The sequence below is a fragment of the Aerosakkonema funiforme FACHB-1375 genome (assembly GCF_014696265.1).
Taxonomy (GTDB): Bacteria; Cyanobacteriota; Cyanobacteriia; order Cyanobacteriales; family Aerosakkonemataceae; genus Aerosakkonema; species Aerosakkonema funiforme_A.
Genome location: NZ_JACJPW010000002.1, coordinates 58413 through 79408 on the forward strand (window position 1 = coordinate 58413; position 20996 = coordinate 79408).

General features: G+C 45.1%; 15 protein-coding genes and 2 pseudogenes. All 17 read right to left on the reverse strand.

Going from position 1 to position 20996, the window contains the following annotated elements; translation table 11 throughout:
* Nucleotides 1-4: 4 nt before the first annotated feature.
* The gene (locus tag H6G03_RS01320) at nucleotides 5-2182 is read right to left on the reverse strand and encodes a CBS domain-containing protein (RefSeq protein WP_190461281.1); all 2178 of its coding nucleotides are present in this window, start codon (nucleotides 2180-2182) and stop codon (nucleotides 5-7) included.
* Between the two features lie 81 nt (nucleotides 2183-2263).
* Entirely contained in the window at nucleotides 2264-3724 is a 1461-nt protein-coding gene (locus H6G03_RS01325) for a PP2C family protein-serine/threonine phosphatase (protein ID WP_190461283.1), read from the reverse strand.
* A gap of 4 nt (nucleotides 3725-3728) precedes the next feature.
* Complete coding sequence (locus H6G03_RS01330; RefSeq protein WP_190461285.1) at nucleotides 3729-5558, reverse strand: SpoIIE family protein phosphatase; 1830 nt, start codon at nucleotides 5556-5558, stop codon at nucleotides 3729-3731.
* Nucleotides 5559-5667: 109 nt separating this feature from the next.
* The gene (locus H6G03_RS01335; RefSeq protein WP_190461288.1) at nucleotides 5668-6102 is read right to left on the reverse strand and encodes an ATP-binding protein; all 435 of its coding nucleotides are present in this window, start codon (nucleotides 6100-6102) and stop codon (nucleotides 5668-5670) included.
* A gap of 155 nt (nucleotides 6103-6257) precedes the next feature.
* Nucleotides 6258-6608, reverse strand: coding sequence for an anti-sigma factor antagonist (locus H6G03_RS01340; RefSeq protein WP_190461290.1), 351 nt, complete (start codon nucleotides 6606-6608; stop codon nucleotides 6258-6260).
* Nucleotides 6609-6696: 88 nt separating this feature from the next.
* Nucleotides 6697-8814 (reverse strand): glycogen debranching protein GlgX, encoded by a 2118-nt coding sequence (gene glgX / locus H6G03_RS01345; RefSeq protein WP_190461292.1) that lies wholly within the window; start codon nucleotides 8812-8814, stop codon nucleotides 6697-6699.
* A 3-nt stretch (nucleotides 8815-8817) separates the two neighbouring features.
* A complete protein-coding gene (locus tag H6G03_RS01350; RefSeq protein ID WP_190461294.1) occupies nucleotides 8818-9156 on the reverse strand; it encodes an STAS domain-containing protein in 339 nt (112 codons plus the stop codon).
* Nucleotides 9157-9311: 155 nt separating this feature from the next.
* On the reverse strand, nucleotides 9312-11135 hold the full coding sequence (locus H6G03_RS01355) for an AGE family epimerase/isomerase (protein WP_190461296.1): 1824 nt from the start codon (nucleotides 11133-11135) through the stop codon (nucleotides 9312-9314).
* A 61-nt stretch (nucleotides 11136-11196) separates the two neighbouring features.
* Nucleotides 11197-11826 (reverse strand): DJ-1/PfpI family protein, encoded by a 630-nt coding sequence (locus H6G03_RS01360; RefSeq protein WP_190461298.1) that lies wholly within the window; start codon nucleotides 11824-11826, stop codon nucleotides 11197-11199.
* Nucleotides 11827-12443: 617 nt separating this feature from the next.
* On the reverse strand, nucleotides 12444-14558 hold the full coding sequence (locus tag H6G03_RS01365) for an iron uptake porin (RefSeq protein ID WP_199317974.1): 2115 nt from the start codon (nucleotides 14556-14558) through the stop codon (nucleotides 12444-12446).
* A 158-nt stretch (nucleotides 14559-14716) separates the two neighbouring features.
* Complete coding sequence (locus H6G03_RS01370; RefSeq protein WP_199315079.1) at nucleotides 14717-15160, reverse strand: nuclear transport factor 2 family protein; 444 nt, start codon at nucleotides 15158-15160, stop codon at nucleotides 14717-14719.
* Nucleotides 15161-15268: 108 nt separating this feature from the next.
* Nucleotides 15269-17350 (reverse strand): nuclear transport factor 2 family protein, encoded by a 2082-nt coding sequence (locus H6G03_RS37695; RefSeq protein ID WP_190461432.1) that lies wholly within the window; start codon nucleotides 17348-17350, stop codon nucleotides 15269-15271.
* Between the two features lie 27 nt (nucleotides 17351-17377).
* A pseudogene (locus tag H6G03_RS39655) lies at nucleotides 17378-17728 on the reverse strand (carboxymuconolactone decarboxylase family protein); the annotation flags it as partial.
* A gap of 1 nt (nucleotide 17729) precedes the next feature.
* Complete coding sequence (locus H6G03_RS39660; RefSeq protein WP_199315084.1) at nucleotides 17730-18311, reverse strand: hypothetical protein; 582 nt, start codon at nucleotides 18309-18311, stop codon at nucleotides 17730-17732.
* Between the two features lie 261 nt (nucleotides 18312-18572).
* Nucleotides 18573-19247, reverse strand: a pseudogene (locus tag H6G03_RS39665) (EthD domain-containing protein); the annotation flags it as partial.
* Nucleotides 19248-19285: 38 nt separating this feature from the next.
* Nucleotides 19286-20023 (reverse strand): carboxymuconolactone decarboxylase family protein, encoded by a 738-nt coding sequence (locus tag H6G03_RS37705; protein WP_242056946.1) that lies wholly within the window; start codon nucleotides 20021-20023, stop codon nucleotides 19286-19288.
* Between the two features lie 255 nt (nucleotides 20024-20278).
* On the reverse strand, nucleotides 20279-20941 hold the full coding sequence (locus H6G03_RS01395) for a nitroreductase family protein (RefSeq protein ID WP_190461303.1): 663 nt from the start codon (nucleotides 20939-20941) through the stop codon (nucleotides 20279-20281).
* Between the last annotated feature and the right edge of the window lie 55 nt (nucleotides 20942-20996).

Here is a 20996-nt window from a genome sequence, read left to right on the forward strand (position 1 = left end):
AAATTTATTTAATGGGTAGCCATACGCGAAAGGTTGTTCGACCTGGTTCGCTCTCTAACTCAATTTTACCGTGATGCTCATCAATAATCTTGTGGGTAATATGTAACCCCAATCCGCTACCTTCTCCATGAGGCTTAGTTGTAAAGAAAGGTGTAAATATTTTATCTTTTATTTCTGGTGGAATGCCACAACCAGAATCAGTAAATTGGACTACAATATGATTATCCCGTTCGGATACATCTATTCTCAACTTGCCCTTGCCATTCATGGCTTGGATAGCATTATGAATCAAATTTGTCCAAATTTGATTGATGCCTTCTGGATAACATAGTATGGCTGGTACGTCTTGATAATTTTTGATTACTTCAATTCCTTGTTTTAACTGATTGCGATAAAGAGTAAGAGCGATATCTATTCCTTCTGCAATCTTAGCTTTGGTCATTTGCCCAAAATTTTCTTGACGGGCGTAATTCTTAAGAGCTAAAACAATTTTTGAGGCTCGCTCGCTAGCCATTATAATATTCTGAACGTTATTTTGTTGCACTGACCAATAAGAAGCTGCTTCTAAAATTAACTTGTAATTGGGAGAGTGCAAAAGATGAATAAAAAGCTCGACATTTTGAGTAATACCTATTTTAATCAGAGTAGAAGCAATCGCATCTGCATCTTCAATACCTTGGGCTTCTAATTCTTTTTTTAGGGCGCGTTTAAATTGCCGTTCTTCTTTGAAAGAAAGGTCTTGAGGGTTTTGACGAACAGTTTCTAATAAAGCAAACAATTGAATGCGATCGCCGCTATCTAGCTGCTCGAAAAGCTGGGGCAATTGGCGAATTGATTTTTCTAATGCAGTGGAAATATTACTAATTGAAGCTCGAATAGCTCCCAGCGGAGTGTTAATTTCGTGAGCTATACCTGCAATTAGCTGTCCTAATGCTGCCATTTTTTCTGCTTGAATCAATTCTTCTTGCGTAGATTTGAGATTGCTAAGAGCTTGTTGCAATTCTTGGTTACTCGCTTGCAGTTGAGCCGTGCGTTCTTGTACTCGTTGTTCCAGGAAGGCGTTGAGACGGCGCACTTCCGCTTCGGCTTCAATGCGCTCGTTAAGAGCTTGCTGAAGTTGAGCGTTAGCAAGAGTTAATTCCAGAGTTCGCTTTAAAACTTCTGCTTTTAAATATTTCTTGGCATCTCGCAAGGCTTCCTCTACTTGTTTGCGTTGCGCGACTTCCTGTTTCAACTCTTGGGTTGTTTCAGTGATAGTTTGCTGTAAAATTTGCACGGTGGAGTACATTTCCACAGGATCTAAAGCTTGCAATAGAGTGCTTTGGGTGATGATTCCAGCTAAATATCCGCGCTCGTCAACTACTACCAAGCGGCGGATGCTGTGCTGCTGCATGATTTGATTGGCTTGCCACAATGTAAAATTGAGCTGCGCGAGAACCAGAGGGGAACTCATCACTGCTGTGGCTGGTGTTTGAGCGATATCCAACCCTTTGGCTTTAAATTTAACAATATCTCGTTCGGTGATGATCCCAATAGGTTTTTGAGGTTGGTTAGCTGTATTTAGCTTAAACTTTCTTTCCAATAACAAATTTTCTTCTGTTTCTTCACCCTTTTGTCTAGACGGGGAGGAATGGGTAGTGGCTTGTTGGCAAATGACAATGCAGCTTTTGCGGTGGGTCGCCATCTGCCGCGCTACCTCAAAAACCGAAACCTCGGTACTAACAGAGATCGCTTCGGTTGTCATAATTTCCCTAACGCGCCGCATTTGCAGCAAATCGCTGGGTTTGAGGATTGCCCTTAAACTTTGTGGAGTGATAACGCCGACCACCTTTTCGTCTTCGTCTGTGATGGGCAAATGACGAATTTGGGATGAGCGCAGCAAAGCTAATATCGAGAAAATATCGTTGGCTTCTGCAATATTGAGGGTAATCAATTGCCGAGTCATCACCTGAGAGATCGGAATGCCCTCTAAGGAGATTTTGTTGGCGGTGATTTTCACAACATCCCGTTCTGTGAAAATACCGAGTACTTTATGTTGGATGCCGACTAAAACATAACTGGAGCTCGAGTTGCTCATAGCAGCGATCGCTTCCAGGGTGGAAGTGTTGGGAGGTACGATCGGGGGATAGCGATCGATCGCCCGCTCTATAAAATTTTTCGGCTCGCAAAAATCTTGTTCCATCGATGAGTGCGGATGACAACTAATTGCCAATGTAAAACATTTTTACCTACACCCACGAGCTTCGATATTTATCTTTTTTGCTTAATTTTTTGCCCAACGCAGAGCCAGCATAGTGATATCGTCAAATTGAACCGTATCGGCGATGTGGTCGCGCAAACTTTTTTCAATGCTGTCCACTAAAGCATTTGCACCAGTTGTCGGCTCTTGGGCTAAGGTTAGCAACCTTTGCTCGGTGAAAAATTTACCTTCTGGGTTGTGAGCTTCCGGTACGCCATCGGTGTAAGTTAATAAAATATCACCAGGTTCTAGCTGAACTTGTTGAGTTTTAAACTTCGCGTTAGGCATCATACCCACGGCAGGGCCAGTCGGCTTCAAGCGGTTTTTCACCCCAGACTCACCAATAATAATTGGTGGCTCGTGTCCACCATTGACATAAGTCAGCAAACCCGTGGCAGGATTTAGCACACCAAAAAACATAGTGGCAAACATACTCATCTGCCAGTGAGTTTTGGCGATGTAATTGTTGGTAAGGGAAACTGCTTTGAGAGCGTCGATTTCTGCCGAATAGTCAGCTTTATGAGGTGCGATCGCATCGTCTGCTGAGATAGCCGGCTCTCTCTTCAGCACATCCGATTCTTCTAAGCGAATTTGGCCGGAAAACAGCCGCATTAAGCTGCGGAACAAAGCCATAAACAAAGCGGCACCCACGCCTTTGTCACACACATCAGCAATCACCAAGCCCACATAGTCCCCTGGCAGTGTGAAAGCGTCATAGAAATCCCCAGCTACTTCGCGGGCGGGGTAGAAACAAGCCGCAATTTCCCACCCAGAAGGCTGAATTAGTCGATCGGGCAGAAAATCTCTTTGCAAAAGGCGACCTTTTTCCAGTTCGTTTTGCAACGCTAGTTTAGTCTTTTCTAACGAACTGTAAGATTCATCCAGTTTGGCGTAGAGTTGGGCATTTTCTAGCGCTAAGGCGATCTGTTCCGCTGTTAAGAGCATTTGCAAAGCTTGTTCCGAGTTAAAATGACCGACCTCGCTGTCAAGCAGAGTGAGAATGCCCAGCAACACTTCGCCTCTGAGGATGGGAACAGCTAGCGCCGAACCAACCTTGTAAGGCTGATTGGGAAACTCAAACCAACGGTCATCGAGTCTGGTATCAGCGATCAATCCTACTTGACGGTTGCGGATCGTCCAACCTGCCAGCCCCTTATCCAGAACAGCTCCAATTAGTTGAGTGCTTTCCTCCGCAGTAGTGTCCTTGCGCGTTAGGATACTGGCGGTGACAGCACCATCGCGATCGAGCAAAAACAAACTGCCTCTCTCTGCGTCCGTCAGTCTGGTGGCAACCTCCAGGGTTTTTTTCAAAATACCCGTCAGCAGGTGCTTTTCGGCTGAGCTTCGCGCCATTTCCACCAAATTCTCCAGCAGCTCGCTTTGCGCCTTAAAAGCAGCTTCAGCGCTTTTTAGCTTTGCTACCTCTTGGCGCAGCGATTCCAATTCTGCCAGCAGCTCTTCTTTTGAATTATCGCGATCGCTCATACAACTATTTTTCTTGTGACCGTTTTACAGCCAACATAGTAATGTCGTCAAACTGATCCGCTTTGCCAATGTGTTGCTTTACCTTTGCCTCAAGAGTTTCCAGCAATGAGATTGCAGAAGAAATCGGCGGTTCCACCAGCGAGAGCAGTTGATTTTCTGTAAAGAATTTCGCTTCTGTATCTTTAGCCTCTGGAACACCATCAGTGTAGCTGATCAAAATATCTCCTGGCTTTAATTGAGCTTGTTCGACTTTAAATTTTAGGTTAGGCAGCATTCCCACCGCTGGCCCTGTGGGTTTGAGGCGTATTTTTGTACCATCCGGACTCATGATAATGGGCGGTTCGTGACCGCCATTGACGTAGTTCAATTCTCCGGTTTTGGGATCGAATACGCCAAAAAACATAGTGGCGAACATATTTGTCCGGCTGTGGTTGGTGGCGATGTAGTTATTGGTAAACTCCATCGCATTTTTTAGAGCTGTGCGATCGTCAGAATAATCTTGTTGTGCGATCGCCCGAATCAAACTGCGGAACAAAGCCATAAATAGAGCCGATCCCACTCCCTTGTCGCAGACATCGGCAATTACCACACCTATTTTGCCATCAACTAGAGGGAAAGAATCGTAGAAATCGCCTGCTACCTGACGAGCGGGTTCAAAAACTGCGGCAATTTCCCAACCTTCTGGCTGCGGTAGCGTTTCTGGCAGAAAATCTTTCTGAATCTGCCGTCCTTTTTCGATTTCGCTTCTCGCCATTGCCGACTTGACTTGTACGTCAATCAGTTCTTGCAATTGCTCTGCCATTTTATTGAAAGCAACGCCAAGAGTTCCCAGTTCATCTTCTCGGTCAATCTTGACTCGGCGGTCTAAATTACCTGTGGATATTGCTTTTGCTTCCACAGTCAGTTCCTTAATCGGACGCACCAGAGTGCTAGCCAACCACCAAGTTATACCGCCAACTGCCAAAGCTCCGAACACTGCCAAAACCGAAGCAAGTTGTCCAAAGCGCGTTGCTTCCTGCAACACTTCGCTCTCTTGCTGTTTTACTACCACACCCCAGCCATTTTGTAAAGGAATGATATAGGAGAGCCAATTTGTGCCTTGATCGGTGAAGGAAAAATTACCTGTTTTCCCTTGTAACAAAGCTTTCACTGCTGGTTGGGTACTGACGTTGAGAAGTTTAGCCGTAATTGATGGGTCGGGATGAGCGATCACGACACCCTTGTTATCTACCAGAAAGGCGTAACCGGTTTTTCCCAAACTAACTGTACCGACTTCCTTCGCTACTTCTGTCAAGTCTGTACAGGAAACTACTACTCCCTTTATGGGTCTCGGTGCTTTGTCCTCCCTAATCGGAGTGGACAAACATAGGCGCGGTTTATTCGTTGTACGGCTGATCAGGGTCTGACGAGTGATAGTCTTTCCGGCTATTGCACCCTTGAACCATTCGCGATCTTTATAGTTAGATGTATCCTGTTTGTCGCTAGTCGATGTAACTTTGCCTGTTGTGTCAGTGGCGGTCAGCGTAGAATTTTTATATACGCTCACCATCTTAGTTAGAATGGGTTTCTGCTTTGCTGAGTCCATACCGATAACGTCGGGTTGCTGGCTCAGGTTCCGCAGTGCCAGAGTTTTGCTTTCTTCCCATTTGCCCACAAATTTAGCTAAATTTTTGCCTTTATCGGCCAACTCTTTCTTTGCGTCTTTACGCAATATCTCGCCCGCGTACCAACTCGTCACTAATATGCCTATCAACATAGGAGGAATCACCGCAGCCAGTAGCAAGACTGTCATACGGAATTGCAAAGACCCGGAGAATAATTTTTTTATGTCCATAGTTTATTTTTAATTGTTTTTTTTGCAAATTTGGTATGTGAAACTTTAGTATACAGTGTTCAGCAGTCAGCAGTTGTTAATTTTTTTACTGCTAACCGCTGATATTTTACTACTGAGCATTAGCCGTGGTTCGCTTGACGACAAAGGTGTTGCGATTGCGATCGCCCACTCTTTCATAGAAGAACTTATCGACGCCTTGAATGGCCAGATAAACTCCTAACCCCCCAATAGGTCTCTGTTCCATTGGCAGACCAATTTTTTCTTCCTCCAAGGATAACTTAGGGAAAGGATCGAAAGCCGTTGCGGTATCCTCGACAGTAATAGTCAGGCTGCTATCGTCGAGATCGGCCATCATATAAACATCTCCTTGGAGATGGTTTTCTTCATAGCCGTGGATAATAATGTTGGTGGTTACTTCATCAACTGCCAAACGCAGTTTATAAGATGCTTTTTTATCCAATCCAGCTGCATCGGCAGCCGCCATAACGTATTGAGCGATCGCGCTCAAAGAGTCTAGATTTCCAGGTACAGTTAAAGATTCCATAGACAGCAGTCAGGTTTCAATCTTTCAGGATTAATTGGGAATTTCTGATTTCGGATTTTATATTTTTAATTTCCATCCAGAATTATTTTAGATTTTAGATTTTAGATGGCAAATTTAAAATCTAAAATCTAAAATCTAAAATCGGCAATCTCTAATTATTGTTCGTACTTTTCTGGCTCGTCTTTCTCCAACAAAATCACACCCTGAATGAAACCGGTCTTTTCCAAAGTATCCAGCACACCTTCTTGAGGAGCGACAACGTAGATGTCAACATCGGTACCCATCTTTTGCTTTGAAAAGATCAGCACCCGCAAACCTGCGCTGGCCATATAATTGAGCCCTGACAACTTCAAAACGAGGCGTTTTGCACCCTCATTAGCCGCTTTTTCCACTTCAGTTTTGAAAGTAGGTGCTGTACTCGCATCCAAATCTCCAGACAAAGTGATTATGCCAATTTTGACATTCGAGGCAGATGTTTTTGTTTCCAACGTTACGTCCAAAGCCATTATTTTCCCCTTATCTTAGTGAATTGATTGGAAATTTCAGATTTCAAATTTGAAATCTAAAATCTGAAATCGTTTCTTTTTCTTTGTTTTACTTACCGACGAGAATAAGCACAGAGCGCGAGCCCAGCAACAATCCCGACTGATTTTCCAGCATCGGTTCAAAGCCCGGTTCCCAGATATCATCGGGTGTAGGAGCTCCCGTGTTGGCAAAAACGTGCCACTTCATACCATCTGGCAAACCTGGGATTCCAAACCAAAGAGCTTCCCAGTGCATATTCATGGCGACGTAGACGTAGTTATCCTCAACCGTCCCCGCCTTCGCGTGTTTGCCGCAGAGCATAAAAGCGAGAGCGCGACCCGACCAATCTGCATTCCACGCCTGAGTGCCGTGCCAAGTAATATCGGCATAGCCGCTCCCCATATAATCCCTGTTGCTGAAGTGGTATTTACTTCTCAACACCGGATGAGCGTGACGGAAGGCAATACAGTTCTTGAAAAAGCGGAACAGGTCGGCGTTTTTCTCCAAAAGCGTCCAATCCTGCCAATTTAGCTCGTTGTCGTGGCAATAAGTATTGTTGTTGCCGTACTGGGTGCGTCCCACCTCATCGCCCATGAGAATCATCGGCACACCAGTAGAAACCATCAGCATAGCCACAGCATTTTTGACCTGCCGCTTCCGCAGAGCGTTGATGCCAGGATCGTCCGTTGGCCCTTCCCAACCGCAGTTCCAACTATCGTTATCGTTGCTACCGTCGTTGTTGTTTTCGCCGTTGGCTTCGTTGTGCTTATAGTTGTACGAAACCATATCCATCAGCGTAAAACCGTCGTGGGCCGTGATGAAATTAATCGATGTGGCTGGCCCGCGACCTTCCCAGGCATAGAGGTCTGGCGAACCGGTCAGTCTGGGTGCCATTTCCCCTGCGGAAGCATCGCCCTTGAGGAACTTACGCGCAGTGTCCCGGTATTTACCGTTCCACTCTGCCCAACGTCCGAATGCGGGGAAAGAACCGACTTGGTAGAGCCCACCAGCGTCCCAAGCTTCGGCAATCAGTTTGCACTTAGCCAAAATCGGGTCAAAAGCCAGAGTCTCTAACAAAGGCGGATTGGGGAGAGGAAAGCCCCTTGGGTCGCGCCCCAAAATCGAGGCCAAGTCAAACCGGAAGCCATCGATGTGATATTCTGATGCCCAGTAGCGCAAACAATCCAGCACAATGTTGCGGACGATCGGATTGTTGCAGTTGAGCGTGTTGCCGCAGCCGCTAAAGTTATAGTAATAACCATCCGGCGTTAGCATATAGTACGTCTTGTTGTCAATCCCCCGAAATGAAATATAAGGGCCGTACTCGTTGCCTTCTGCCGTGTGGTTGAACACCACATCGAGAATTACTTCCATGCCGTTTTTGTGCAGTTCTTTGACTAAAGTTTTTAACTCATCAACCTGCATCCCCAGTTTGCCGGTAGCGGCGTAACCGGCCTTGGGTGCAAAAAACCCCACCGTACTGTAACCCCAGTAATTGAGCAGCGTTTCACCGGGTCTGACGGGATTGGGGCGCGAATTCTCAAATTCATCGAATTCGTAGACGGGCATCAATTCGATCGCATTGACGCCCAACTCTTTGATGTAAGGAATTTTGTCCTTAATGCCAGCAAAAGTGCCGGGATGCTTCACCTGGGAGGAAGGATGCTTGGTAAAGCTGCGGACGTGCATCTCATAGATCACCAAGTCTTCGGGCGGTATTTCCAGGGGACGGTCATCGCCCCAGTCAAAGTCATCTAAAGCGATGCGAGCGCGATGGTGATAAATATCGCTCCAGTCTGGCGTTTCTCCCCAAACATCCCGACCGCCAATCAGCTTGGCGTAGGGATCCATCAGAATTTTACTGGAGTCAAACCAGTGGCCTTCCTTGGGATTAAAAGGCCCATCCATGCGGTAGCCGTATTCGATATTTTCGTAATCCAGGTCGAATACGATCATGGAAAAAACATTGCCAATCCTGAATTCGTCTGGAAACGGAATTTCCGCCATCGGTTCCTTGGCGTGCTTTTGGAACAGCACCAAGATACAAGATTTGGCGTAAGAGGAAAAAATTGAGAAATTGACACCACCGGGCACTAGAGTAGCCCCGAAAGGAGATGGACGCCCCCGACGCAGCTTGAAGTCGCCGTATGTATGGGTGGGATGAATATCAATACGTCCGTAATCCATTGCCTACCCCTTGAGGATTTCTAGCCCCGAATCAACTGTGTCACATCTAGTGAAATACTCCAAGAAGCCAGTAACGGACATGGTGTCCTGAATTTGCTCAGAAATCCCCACCAGCACCAGTTTCCCTTTGTTACCATCTATCTGCCGATACAGCGAAAGCAGCATTCGCAAGCCTGCACTGGAGGTATAGGGAACCTTGGTCATATCTAGCAGAATTTTGCTTCCCGCCACGGCTAACGGTAAAATTTCCCCTTGGGCTTTGGGTGCGGTGCTGGCATCAATGTCACCGACCATTTCCACCACTGTTACTTCATCTGGAAGCGTCTTTATATTGATGTCCATTTTTTGATTTGGGATTTGCAATCTTGGATTTTCGATTTTCTTCGGAATAGGGAATAGGGAATTGCCAATCCCAAATTTTAGATTTTCGATTCATATTGAAATCTCAAATCTAAACTCTGAAATTGCGATTCCCCAATTCCCAATCCCATCCTCACCTATTTGGGAACGATTTGCACTTTAACTTTGACTCGTTCTTGCGTGTCTGGCAGCTTGACTGTCAGGCCATCGGCATCAAAATTGGTGTACTCTTCATCGTTAATCCAAACTTTACCAATTGCGATGCTGCCTGGAGGCAGAATATCTGGGGATACGCGCAGGGTATTGTCTTTGAACCCTCCCGGTATCGGCTTGAAGTAGAAGTCCATCGGGTGCTTGAAGATGAGCAAGTTTTGGTAAATTGCTGCCAAGTAGCACAATTCCGTCGAGTGGTAACCGCTCATGGAGTGGCTGCCCTTATACCGTTCCGTGCCCATCAGGAAAGGCAGACCGTTTGCCAGGACGTTGAAGTAAACGGCACCGTCGTCATGATCGAGGAAGTGGGCGTTGTAGAAGGCACAAGCTTCGCGGGCGTGACGCAAGTATTCGGGGTCTTTCTCAATACCGTGCAGGATCAAATAAGCTAGGATAGCTTGTTCTTGTTGCCACCAAGCTTTGCGATCGTGCCAAACAAAGCGGTGCTGTTCTTCGCCCTCACCTAAGACGCGCTCTACCACATCGTACCAACCGCCGCGCTGTTGGTCGCTGCCTGCTGCTGGCATGATCGAGGCAATCTTTTTGGCAAAGTCTACGTATTTATCTTTGGGTTTGAGGCTTTGCATCCGCATCAAGTTCCAGGCAATCTTGAGGTTGTGCCCAACAACAGCGCGGTTTTGTTGCCAACCCCAAGTTTTATCGTGGCTCCAGTCTTCGTAGAATTTTTCTTGAACAAAGGGGCTGTTATCGTAGTCAGGGAAGTAGGCTTCGATCGTATCGAAGGTGTACTCCAGCATATCGGCATATTTTTGTTCGCCGGTAGCCAGATACAAGTTGATCAGATACGCTGGTGCGTGGTCACCCACTGAGTTCCAATTCTTCCGACCTTGGTTGCGACCCAGCGATTCCGCACGCGGGTCGAGCGTAATTGGGTCGAGGTGGGAAAAATATCCACCCTTCTCTTTATCTAAATAGAATTTGTCAAACAAATCTATAGTCATGTCCGCATCTTTGAGGATGCGCGGGTCGCCACTAGCCCGGTAAGTTTGCATCGGGCCAGCTAAGGCGTAAATTTGTTCGTAAGCCGGGATACAATCGTAGTCGTCGCTAAACTCTGAGGTGAGGAGTTTTTGCTCGCGATTGCCGGTTACCTTAACACCGTGATACCAATAAATCAGGTTTTCATCAGGGTCGTAAAACCGCATATGATCCCGCAAGTATTCAGTGCCTTTTTCAGCAGCTTCTAGGAAGCGGTCATGGCCGGTCAGCATAAAAGCTGAGGCAAAACCGTAAACCAGTCGGGAAACAGTATCGGTTTCTTGCAAGAAGTCTTGCTGCTTTTTCGTACCAGCTAGGTTGAGCATGGTGCGATATTCGCGGTAGTCGATTTCCTTATTGGGATAATCAAATTGCCACTTCAGGTAAGAGTCAGCAATGGAGCGAACCTGTTTCACCCACCAATCCGGTTCTTCGTGGCGATATTTGTCGGGAGCTTCGCCGGGAAACACAAAAGATTTAACATCAAATTTGTGACCGTCGCCCTGGGGATAAAAGACACCGTATGCGAATACGTGTTGACCGGGAGATAATAATTCGCCAAGTCGTTGAGTAGCATCAATGTAACCTTCTTCCAAGTTCTGGGAAATCCGACCCCAGGTAGTTGGAGTTAAATGAGCTGTATATTCTCTCCCATCTGATGTTTTGATGCCAAATGATTTTTCTTGGCGGTTAAAGTGGGTGACATACCCCCCGATCGTATCGGAAAACGAAAAACTCATATGATCCATTGGAATCGCCTCCTGGATGAGTAAATTAACTTGTGGAAACTTTTATGCGATCGCCAGCGGGTTAACCGGCTGCTACCGTCTGCTTTTGTTCCGCTTTCTCAATTTCTGCTACGAAAGCTTCCATAAATTCGTCTACAACGCCTGGATGCTTACCCGTAATCAGATTGCCATCTATGACTAGATCGGCGGTAACTTCACCTTCGTATACTACGTCGCCACCTGCATTTTCAACATCGCAGATGATGTTGTGGGCACAGGTAACTTTGCGACCTTCCAGTAAGTCGCGATCGGCGCAGAAAAGCCATAAACTATGACAAATTGTGCCTAGTTTCACATTCTCCGCACTCATAGCTTTCCTGAGAAAAGCTACTGCTGGAGCTTGATTTTTTTGGCCTTTCTTTACGGAAACTTGATATCTCAGACGATCCATTGCATAGGCACCTATACAAATAATGCCTTTGTACTCAGATGGCTCGACATCGTTAATTTCTTTGGTGACTGTGACATGAAACTCAATTTGGTCATTTTCTGGGTTAGAGCCGAATTTTAATGATTCGTTTCCCCACAAGTGGGAAATGTACTCTACCTCATAACCTCGTTCTGGAAAGAACTCATTGAAGCGGCGATATTCGGTGGCATCGAAATGTTCTTCAACGATTACGCCGATTTTGCCTTTACTCTCAGATGTCATGCTTTTCTGACTCCTTGTTTGTTTGCATATTTGTGTAATCATTTTGCTGGATGGTGCGAACCCATTTTGGTAAGCAGCTTTCTTGCTGATAAAGGAAAGCTTTACTATTTACGGGTTGGCAACTACTTCGCTATTTCTGTTGTCCTGTTTCCAGCCAAACTACTTATTTTTGCTTTACAAACTATTTTCCACGTCGCCAGCCAATTTTTAACTACTATCAATCAACCCTATTCTCCTATGAAAACATCATTTTTTGCATCCCTCTCCATTCTTAACATAAATTAAATATTTCTTGAAATGGAAAGTTTTTTGGATTTGAAGTATTGACACAAGCAAATAGATTCGCTTCTGGATAGTAAATTTTTCCAGATTTTGAGGTTGTTTAACTTAATTTTATTGCTCACTTTATCTTGGCATCTGCTCTAGAGTGGAAACAACTAAACAAGATGTTATTTGAAAACTCAAATAAAATTTCCGCTCGTCAAATAAGGCAAAATTTGAAAGCGATCGACTGGTAGTTATAATTGTTGACTGGCCAGTGACCGTCTATCTAGTTTTGCCTTAAACGGAGGAACGTAAGACGCCTTAGTAGGGATAAGTGAAACTAAGTTTGACAACTAGAAGTTGAACGTAGTTCTAACCCCACCGATAACAATGTCTTCATTATCAGCATCTTGGTTAGGAGCTGTAATCCAAATCACCGATGGAGTAACGGAGATATTATTGTTCACCTGATACCTGTAGTAAGCCTCGATATGCAGGGATGTATCGTTGTCGAATGTACCGACATAGCGATCGCCCTTTTTGAAACCGGTCAGAGTAGGTTCCATACCGACAACTAAACCCCCCAAATTTCCCTGCTTAAACAAATCCGGAAATGCAACTTGAGCTGAATAAGTCCAAATATCAGCATCACCTTTGCCGATCAGCCTAGCTTTGATATAGTCAACCCAGCCACCAATGACGAATTTAGGGGTAATTTCGTAATATCCGCCCACATGATAAGCATTAGTAGAAACAGCAGATGCTTCATCGAACAACACACCTGGATCGTCAAAGCGATTTGCCAGGGCACTACCTATAAAACCATTGCCTCGGAAGAATTGACCGTTATTAAAGCCGAAATTGCCAATCTGACCGTCAGGAAATGTGCGGGTACCAAAGTAACCGTTCTGATATACACCTTGCAAGAAAAACTTCCGAACGGGATTGTAATTTATTTGGGCTGATGCTACATAATCGCCATTAAACAACCCAGCTTTAGAACCAGGTTCGTTAGCAAATGTCGATATGTAAGTTAAGGTTAGCACCGTTCCTTTAAACATCTCGTAATCGATGGCTAACCCAGCTCCACCACCGAGCAAATAAATAGGAGGTGCCTCAGCAAAAGTACTGGCAGGGCCATTCCCAACCTGATAGTATGGCAGGAACCGACGAGCTGTGAGCGGGTCAAAACGATACCGATTACCCGCAATCACGTTGACATTTATTTTATCGGTGAGTGGGAATTGATACTGCAAAGTGATGATTCTAGCAGCATCTCCGGTATCGCCGGACGCCGAAGCATCCGCAGCACCTTCGCGTGTTGAGCCGACAAATTTCCCCGCATTAGTTGTTGCCAAATCGGGAAAAACAGTGTTTGTAATTCCAATTCCAGTCAGCAACAAATCGCGACCGGTGAAGCTGGTTAAAATACCCAAATAGGCAATATGTTGAAAGATTGTTTCCGTATCACCTTCGCCCGAAAAATAAGCGTTTGTTTGAAATCTGATATTGCCCAGCAATCTGCTAGTGGTGCTGAATTGGGTTGCTTCCAGTTTCGCCGTGCGAGCTTCTAGGGAGTCCACACGACCTCGCAGTGTTGCCAGTTCGGCGGCAAATTCTTGCTGTAATCGTCGCAGACTGTTTAAGTCAGCCTCGGAAACGGAAGGTTTAACGGAGGAGATCAGTTCCTGAATTTTTTCCAAACAGGCATTTAACCCGGCGGCAAATTCGTAGCGGGTCATTGCCCGATTACCGCGAAAAGTGCGATCGGGATACCCTTCAATACAACCGTAGCGCTCAACCAAGCTCTGCAAGGCTTGGAAAGCCCAGTCTGTAGGTTGTACGTCAGAAAGCTGGGAAACTGAGGTAACTTGAGCTAAAGGGTTTTTTGGTTTGGATCTGTTCGTTCCATTTTGGAGCCTAGTATCGCTTTCGACAGCGGAACTTCTTGTCTGGGAATTTTGAGGAGCAGCCGTGTTTTGTGCAGTAACGGTTTCCTTGGAGTTAGGCTCAATCTCCGCTACCCTTAGCTGCTTTGTCTGAGTTGGCAATATGGATTGTTTGGTTTCGACGACATCAGGCAGCTGGGAAGGAGAATTTTCGCGATCGAAAGCAGTGCTTTTTAATAAGCTGGTGTTGTTAAATGGCGCTAAAAAACTAGAATTAGTTTGAATTGGAAAAGTGTTTGCCTGGATTGAGGCAACAGAAGCGGCATTTTCGCGTGGAAAAACAGCTACGTTTGGGTTAGCGTTAATCTCCGCTACGGCTGGCGACTGTGGCTCGGTTAGGATTAAAGTTTCCGCATTAATTTCAGGCTCAACAACTTCAGCATTTGCTGGGGTTTCTACCTCCGGTGACGAGGTTTCTGCCGCAGGCATTGCAGCAGCAGCAGATGCGAGAGTAGCTGCTGAAACTACAGAGATTAAAGAGGTACGCAAAAAATTCGTGTTTTTCCTAACTGCGGTCATTATTTTGGCTCTTTCTGAGTAATTTCCAGGCATTCAGCTAACTACTGAGTTCCAGAACAGAAAACCTACTCAACTTCTCTGACTGTGAACTTTGCGGCTTTTAACCCCAACTTTTTAGTTGGCAGTTGGGGCTAACTTATTCAAACACAACCTCAGTCTCAGTCGGCAAACACCGGACTGATGTCCATATATATCCGCAATTCTTGCACTTTATCGCCCTTAAAGCGAACTGTGTCGCAACAGGGAAGCGTAAATATTTTGCCGTCGTGGCGGAAGTAGGTGACTTCCATTTCGACGACTACGGTATCTTCTCCTATTTCCCAAATATTTTTAATGTGGTGGTGTACACCTTCGCACTTTTCTAGAAAACCGGTGGAAGCATTTTTAATACCTTCGTGTCCGTAGACAACCGGAAAGTTACTGAACTGGTACAGGGCGTCTTCGGTATAGAATTTAACGAAGTTATTGACGTTGATCGCTTCACCAGCCAGAAACATCTGTTTGATGATGTCTATTCTTTTTCCGGAAAATTTTGGCCATTTCTTCGTGTGAGGCCAATCCCATTTTTGTTCGGTCAGGTAGTCGGTCTTAACTTCTGGCATAGATTTGCTATCCTTTGCGATTTAGGGAACTCAACTTAGCTTTGTTCGTTCGATCGAGCCCGGTCTAGATCGGCTGGGCAGTTTGAACCCCAACTTTATTTTTTCTTTTCATGAGAAAACCGGATTGATATCCATATACACCCACATTTCTTGAATCTTGCCGTTCTTAATGCGGATGGTGTCGCAGCAGGGAAGTTTAAAAACCTTGCCGTCGTAACGGATGTATTCTACTTGCATTTCGCAAATTACTGTATCGCCTACTTCCCACATAGCCTGGATCTCGTGGTGAACGGCTTTCACCTTGGAAACGAGTGTTGCTGAAGCTTCCTTAATGCCTTTTGGGCCGTACACTACAGGGAAATTGCTGAACTTATAGAGAGCATCATCGGCAAAGAATGTCACGAAGCCATCCACATTCATCGGTTCGCCGACGATGAAGAGATTCCTCACCAGATCGGACATTGTACCGCCGACACTTTTGCTTGTCGCAGCTTGCTCTTTGAAGGGGCTTGATGGCCAAATGAAATTTGTGCCGTGGGCGTTGTTATATTCCTGCTGGGCTCTGATAAAGTTTTGTTTGGCTGTCCGAGTTACTTGATTGAACTCAAGTTGTTCCCCGTTTGGCCCTTTACAGTAAAACAATGACCAGCCGTGAAAATCTCCGAAATCTGAATCTGAGTAACCCTCAATAAAGTATTCTGGATCGTTCCAAAACTTGTTGGCGTAATATTTAAGGGCTACTTTTTTTCTTTCTTCGTGAGATTTAACGTGAATAACGCGGTTGCAAACAACTTCAGTCAAACCTCGCCTTTGACATTCCTCTTCCAGTATCCTGGCAAAATCATTCAGATTTACGTCATCTTTGACGTGAAAAGAAATATGGGGTACGTTTGCATAGCCGACGCAGCTAGGAACTTTTTGGAATACATTAGGGGCGTTCGGGGTTAATTTGGCATCGCGGAAATGGATCACCTCTAACACCGTGTTTCCGAAGGAAATGAACCTGACATCGAGCGATTCCTTGGAACCGTCAACCAAATCGGGTACGCCCAAACTTCTGGGATCGACATTTTTTTCGATCGCCTCAATTTGTTCTTTTTGAAAGAGATTATTTTGCAACACCGGGCCGATAAATCCATTGCCAAGAAGAGCGACTTTACCGCCTAACACGTCGATGTAAAATTCCATCGCTTTGGCCATATCATCGACTGTGATGCCGAAGTGTTGCACGCCTTGCAGGTAATGACCTAAGCCAGACTTACCATTGAGCTGAGGATTGGGGGCAGAAAGCTTACCAGTCATCAGAAAAGCTACGTCCTCCTTTAATTGATTGGTGGCTCCGATTTTGGTAATCAGTTCGGCTACCCTAGAACTCCGCTGTCCTGCTAAAGTCATTTTGCCGTCGTAGACAAAGGTGTAAGCCGTTCGTTGGGGAAATGGATACAGACCTTTGACATATTTTGCCATCTCTTTTGTAGCAGTAGCGTACTCAGATGAGGCAAAAAACTTTTCCATTTCCAGAGAATTCGAGAAAGCAATTTCAAAAGCTGCTTGATATTGCTTTTCTGGAGATTCAGAATGAACGACACCGGCGGCATCCGGACGGGAATTATCTACTTCCTCAAACAGGTGCATTCGGAATTTGAGTACAGCATCGCTGCTGGCAACAGCTGGAGCAAAGCTGTTTTGCATATACTGGCGAAAGGCTTCTACGCTCGCAGTATCGGATTTTTTGACCTGAACGTGGAACTTGAGCAGCCCTTGGTCTCCGTTGGGGTCTCCTGCTGGGATACTGTCAACGTAGGTTTTGGAATTACCGTAGCTGGTGTTGTATCCGATCGCCTTGCTAAATAAGTTATGCTCGTCATCCATCAGAATGGCCGCAGCTTTGAACCAAGTTTGGCGATCGGCATCTGTTTGGAAGGTCAGTTCGGCTATCCCATTAAACTGATCTTCGTTGGGACAATTCTGTTCTATCCCGTCAACAGTCGGCCACAAACCCCCTTCATTATTTGCGAGATGAAACTGCCAGTATTGATTCTGACCTGGCAGTCGGGCACAGACTGGGCCGTGAACGTCTTTCCAATAGTTATCGAAAAGTTCTAAAGTAATCCCTTTGCGTTTCCAGAGGAGAACGTAAAAGGTTACTTTTCCTTTTTCATCGCGGGCAGCAAAATCATTTTTTCTCATTGGCGCTGTCCTTTGTTGAAGGCTTCTTTGCTCAAAAAACTTGTTAAGTGCGCCGAAGCCGCTTGCGACCTTGTTAAAACCGGTATAAACACACAAAAACAACAACAGTTCTTCGATTTCCTCGCGGGTGACTCCTTGCTGGAGCGCCATGTTTACATGGGCTCCAAAAGGATTGCCCGGGCCTTCTAAATTTTGGTTGGCGACATCAACTGCGATCGTAATTAATGCCTTAGTTTTTTGACTGATTAACGGTAAGCCCCAAGCTTCACCCGCTACGCGAGTAACGAAATCGCCAAACTTCGGATTGAGGGTTTTTAAACCCTCTTGAAGTTCTAGATCGTCGAGAACTGCATTTTTATATCTCCTGTTCTCTGCCATCTCATGTGGTGATCAACTTGAGCAAGTAGTCAGGTGCATAGACATCGCGGTAGAAGGTCAATTGTTCGGTTTTCAGGTAGCACGCACCTCGGTGTCCGCGCCGCACCCAGGTGACATTTCCTTTCGCAAGTGTTTCGTTGGTTTCGTCGTCCACGCACTTCCATTCAAAGTAGGTTACTTCACCGTTGAACATGACGATCGGCCAGCACATAGTTACTCCAGGCTGGGCAATCAAAGCCCACCAGTGTTTTTCCCGTTCTTTCTGTTGTTCCAAGCCAAAAAACGGGCCATCTTGACATAAATAAACCAGGTCTTCGCGATATTCACCTGTTAAAATATCGCCGCGTCCTTGTCTTAATGCTTCGCAGTGAGTAGGCCACCAATCTTTATTTTCTTTTTCAATTTGTGCGAGGGTATAGTTAGGGCCGATTTCTGGCAGAGTCTTTTCTTTCATCGCGACGATCTTTTCGGCATCTTCGATGAGTTTTTGAGCTACATAGGGAGTAACCAGTCCGGGACGAGAATAATCCGCTGACAAATCTTTGTAGTAATTAATGCGTTTTGTGCCTGTGCTAGCTGTCATATTTTTAGCTCCGTTTGGTTGTGAGACAATAAGTTTTTGATCGAGCATGAGAGCAACTACATCTTCTTTGAGTTGATTTGTTGCTCCTATGTTTACGATTAGCTCGGCAACGGTAGAACTGCGTTGACCGGCCAAAGTCATCTGACTGTTGTAAACAAAGGTGTAAGCAGTTCGCTCTGGAAATGGGCAAATTTGTTTAATGTACTTTGCCTGATCTTTTATCGCTGCTCCGTACTCTTTGGAAGCAAAGAATGTTTCCATTTCCAAAGGATTCGCAAAGGCAATCTCAAAAGATGCTTGATACTGCTTATCGGCTGGTTCGTAATGCGATACTCCAGCAGCATCGGGACGGGAATTATCTACTTCCTCAAACAGGTGCAGCCGGAATTTCAGCACTGAATCGCTCTTGATAACAGCGGGAGCGAAACTGTTTTTCATGTATTCCCGAAAGGCTTGCACGCTTATGCCATCTGCTTTCTTGACGGGTACGTGGAACTTCAAAATTCCGAGCGCTCCGTTTGGATCTCCTGTGGGAATACTATCAACATAGGTGATGGAATTGCCGGGGCTGGAGTTGTAACCGATCGCTTTACTGAACAAGTTGTGTTCGTCATCCATCAGAATAGCAGCCGCTTTGAACCATGTCTGACGGTCTTGTTCTGTTTCAAAAGTTAGTTCGGCAATGCCATCGAATTGATCTTCTGCGGGTGTTGTGTAATTTATACCATTAATTTCCGGCCAAATACCACCTTGATTGTGAGCTAGATGAAATTGCCAGTATTGATATTGACCTGGCAGTCTCGCACAAACTGGGCCGTGAACGTCTCTCCAGTAGTCATCGAAAAGTTCTAAACTTATTCCTTTTCTTTTCCACAGGAGAACGTAGAAGGCTACTTTTCCTTTTTTATCGCGGGCGGCGTAATCAGCCTTACTCATTTTCGCTTTCCTTTGTCCAATTCTAGTGCTAAATTTTTTTAAGCTCTCCTTTGTGACAAATACTCGTTGAGTGCCCCAAAGCCTACTGCGGCTTTGTTGAATCCGGTGTAAACGCACAAAAACAAAAGTAGTTCTTCAATTTCTTCCGCAGTAGATCCATTCTCAAAAGCAATATCCAAATGCAGTCCAAAAGGATTATTGTCACCTACATGATCTTGGTTAGCAATATCAACTGCGATTGCTATGAGAGCCTTAGTTTTCGTATCAATTAACGGCAGGTTCCAAGCTTCACCTGCCACTTTAATGCTAAATTCCCCCAACTGTTGGTTGACACTTTTCAAATTTTCTTGAAGTGCTGGGTTATCTAAAATTGGGTTTGATATTTTTCCCATTTCTGAGGTCGTTGGTGTGGGATACTGTTGCAGATTAACTCTTTCAAAAAACTCGTTTAGTGCGCCGAAGCAACTGGCAACTTTATTGAATCCAGTATAAACGCATAAAAACAAAAGGATTTCTTCGATTTCTGCCCGGTTGGCTCCTTGTTTGAGCGCCATATCTATATGGGCTCCGAAAGGATTGCCGAGGCCTTTGTGATTTTGGTTGGCAACATCAACTGCGATCGTGATTAAAGCTTTAGTTTTTTGTGGTATTAATGCCCCACCCCAAGCTTCTCCCGCCACACGAGTAACGAAATCGCCAAATCTTGGGTTAAGACGCTTTAAATTATTTTGCAGGTCTTTGTCATCGAGAACTGCATTTTTATATGGCATCATCATCCTACAGTTATTATAATTTACAGCTTTTACCAAATTTTCACAGTCCAGATAGGCTTGCGTTTAGCCTTGGCTGTTACTAAGATCGCCGATTTTTTTTACTATGCCAGATTTCTTTTTTTAGTGCAAGGATGATAAACAATATTTAACTTAAGCTCAAAAAAACTGTTTTTCTAAGCCATTGAAAACAATTGTTCACCTTGCTACAAAAAAACTAATTTTTGAAGTAGTCCGGCTCAATCGAAGCTCGCTCTAATTTTAGAGCCTTAATGTTTGCCCATAGGTTTCACTGTAGCATACTTGCTCGCTGGGAAAACGTCCACCGTACTGTTTGAATGGTTCGGTTGCGTAACCAAGAGGTAGCAAACAGCAAACATCAATTTCTGTCGGAATTTGGAATATTTCTTTTACTTGAGCGGCAACAAATCCTTCCATAGGACAGCTATCGACGCCCAAGCTTTTGGCAACAATCATGATGTGCGCGACGGCTAACATTGTGTGGCGGTTTGTCCAGGCTTCTATCGACTCAAAGCTGGGATGGTACTCGAACAATTGGGGAATTGATTGACGCATTACGCCAGCGTAGCCATCGTTTACCGCTCCTGTTTCTTTGCCCATGCTAATTATAGTTTCAATATATTCGGGTTTGGCTACAGTCCGATCGCCACAACAAATTAAAACTACTGGCGCTTCGCTAATCTGACGTTGGTTAAAAGCACAAGCTTTTAACTTTTCTTTATTTTCTTGCTCTCGGACAACAATAAAGCGCCAAGGCTGCAAATTAAAGCCTGATGGAGCCATTAGTCCAAGGCGTAAAATTTCTGATAAAGTTGCTTCGGGAATAGGTTCGGATCTGAAACTAAGAGCGGCTCGACGCTGTTCGATCGCGTCTTTTAAGTCGAGTATAGTTTTCTGTTCCATTTTTCTCGGTACTTTTCTAAGTGTCTTTTTTCTTTTGGGTATAGTTCTTTTATCT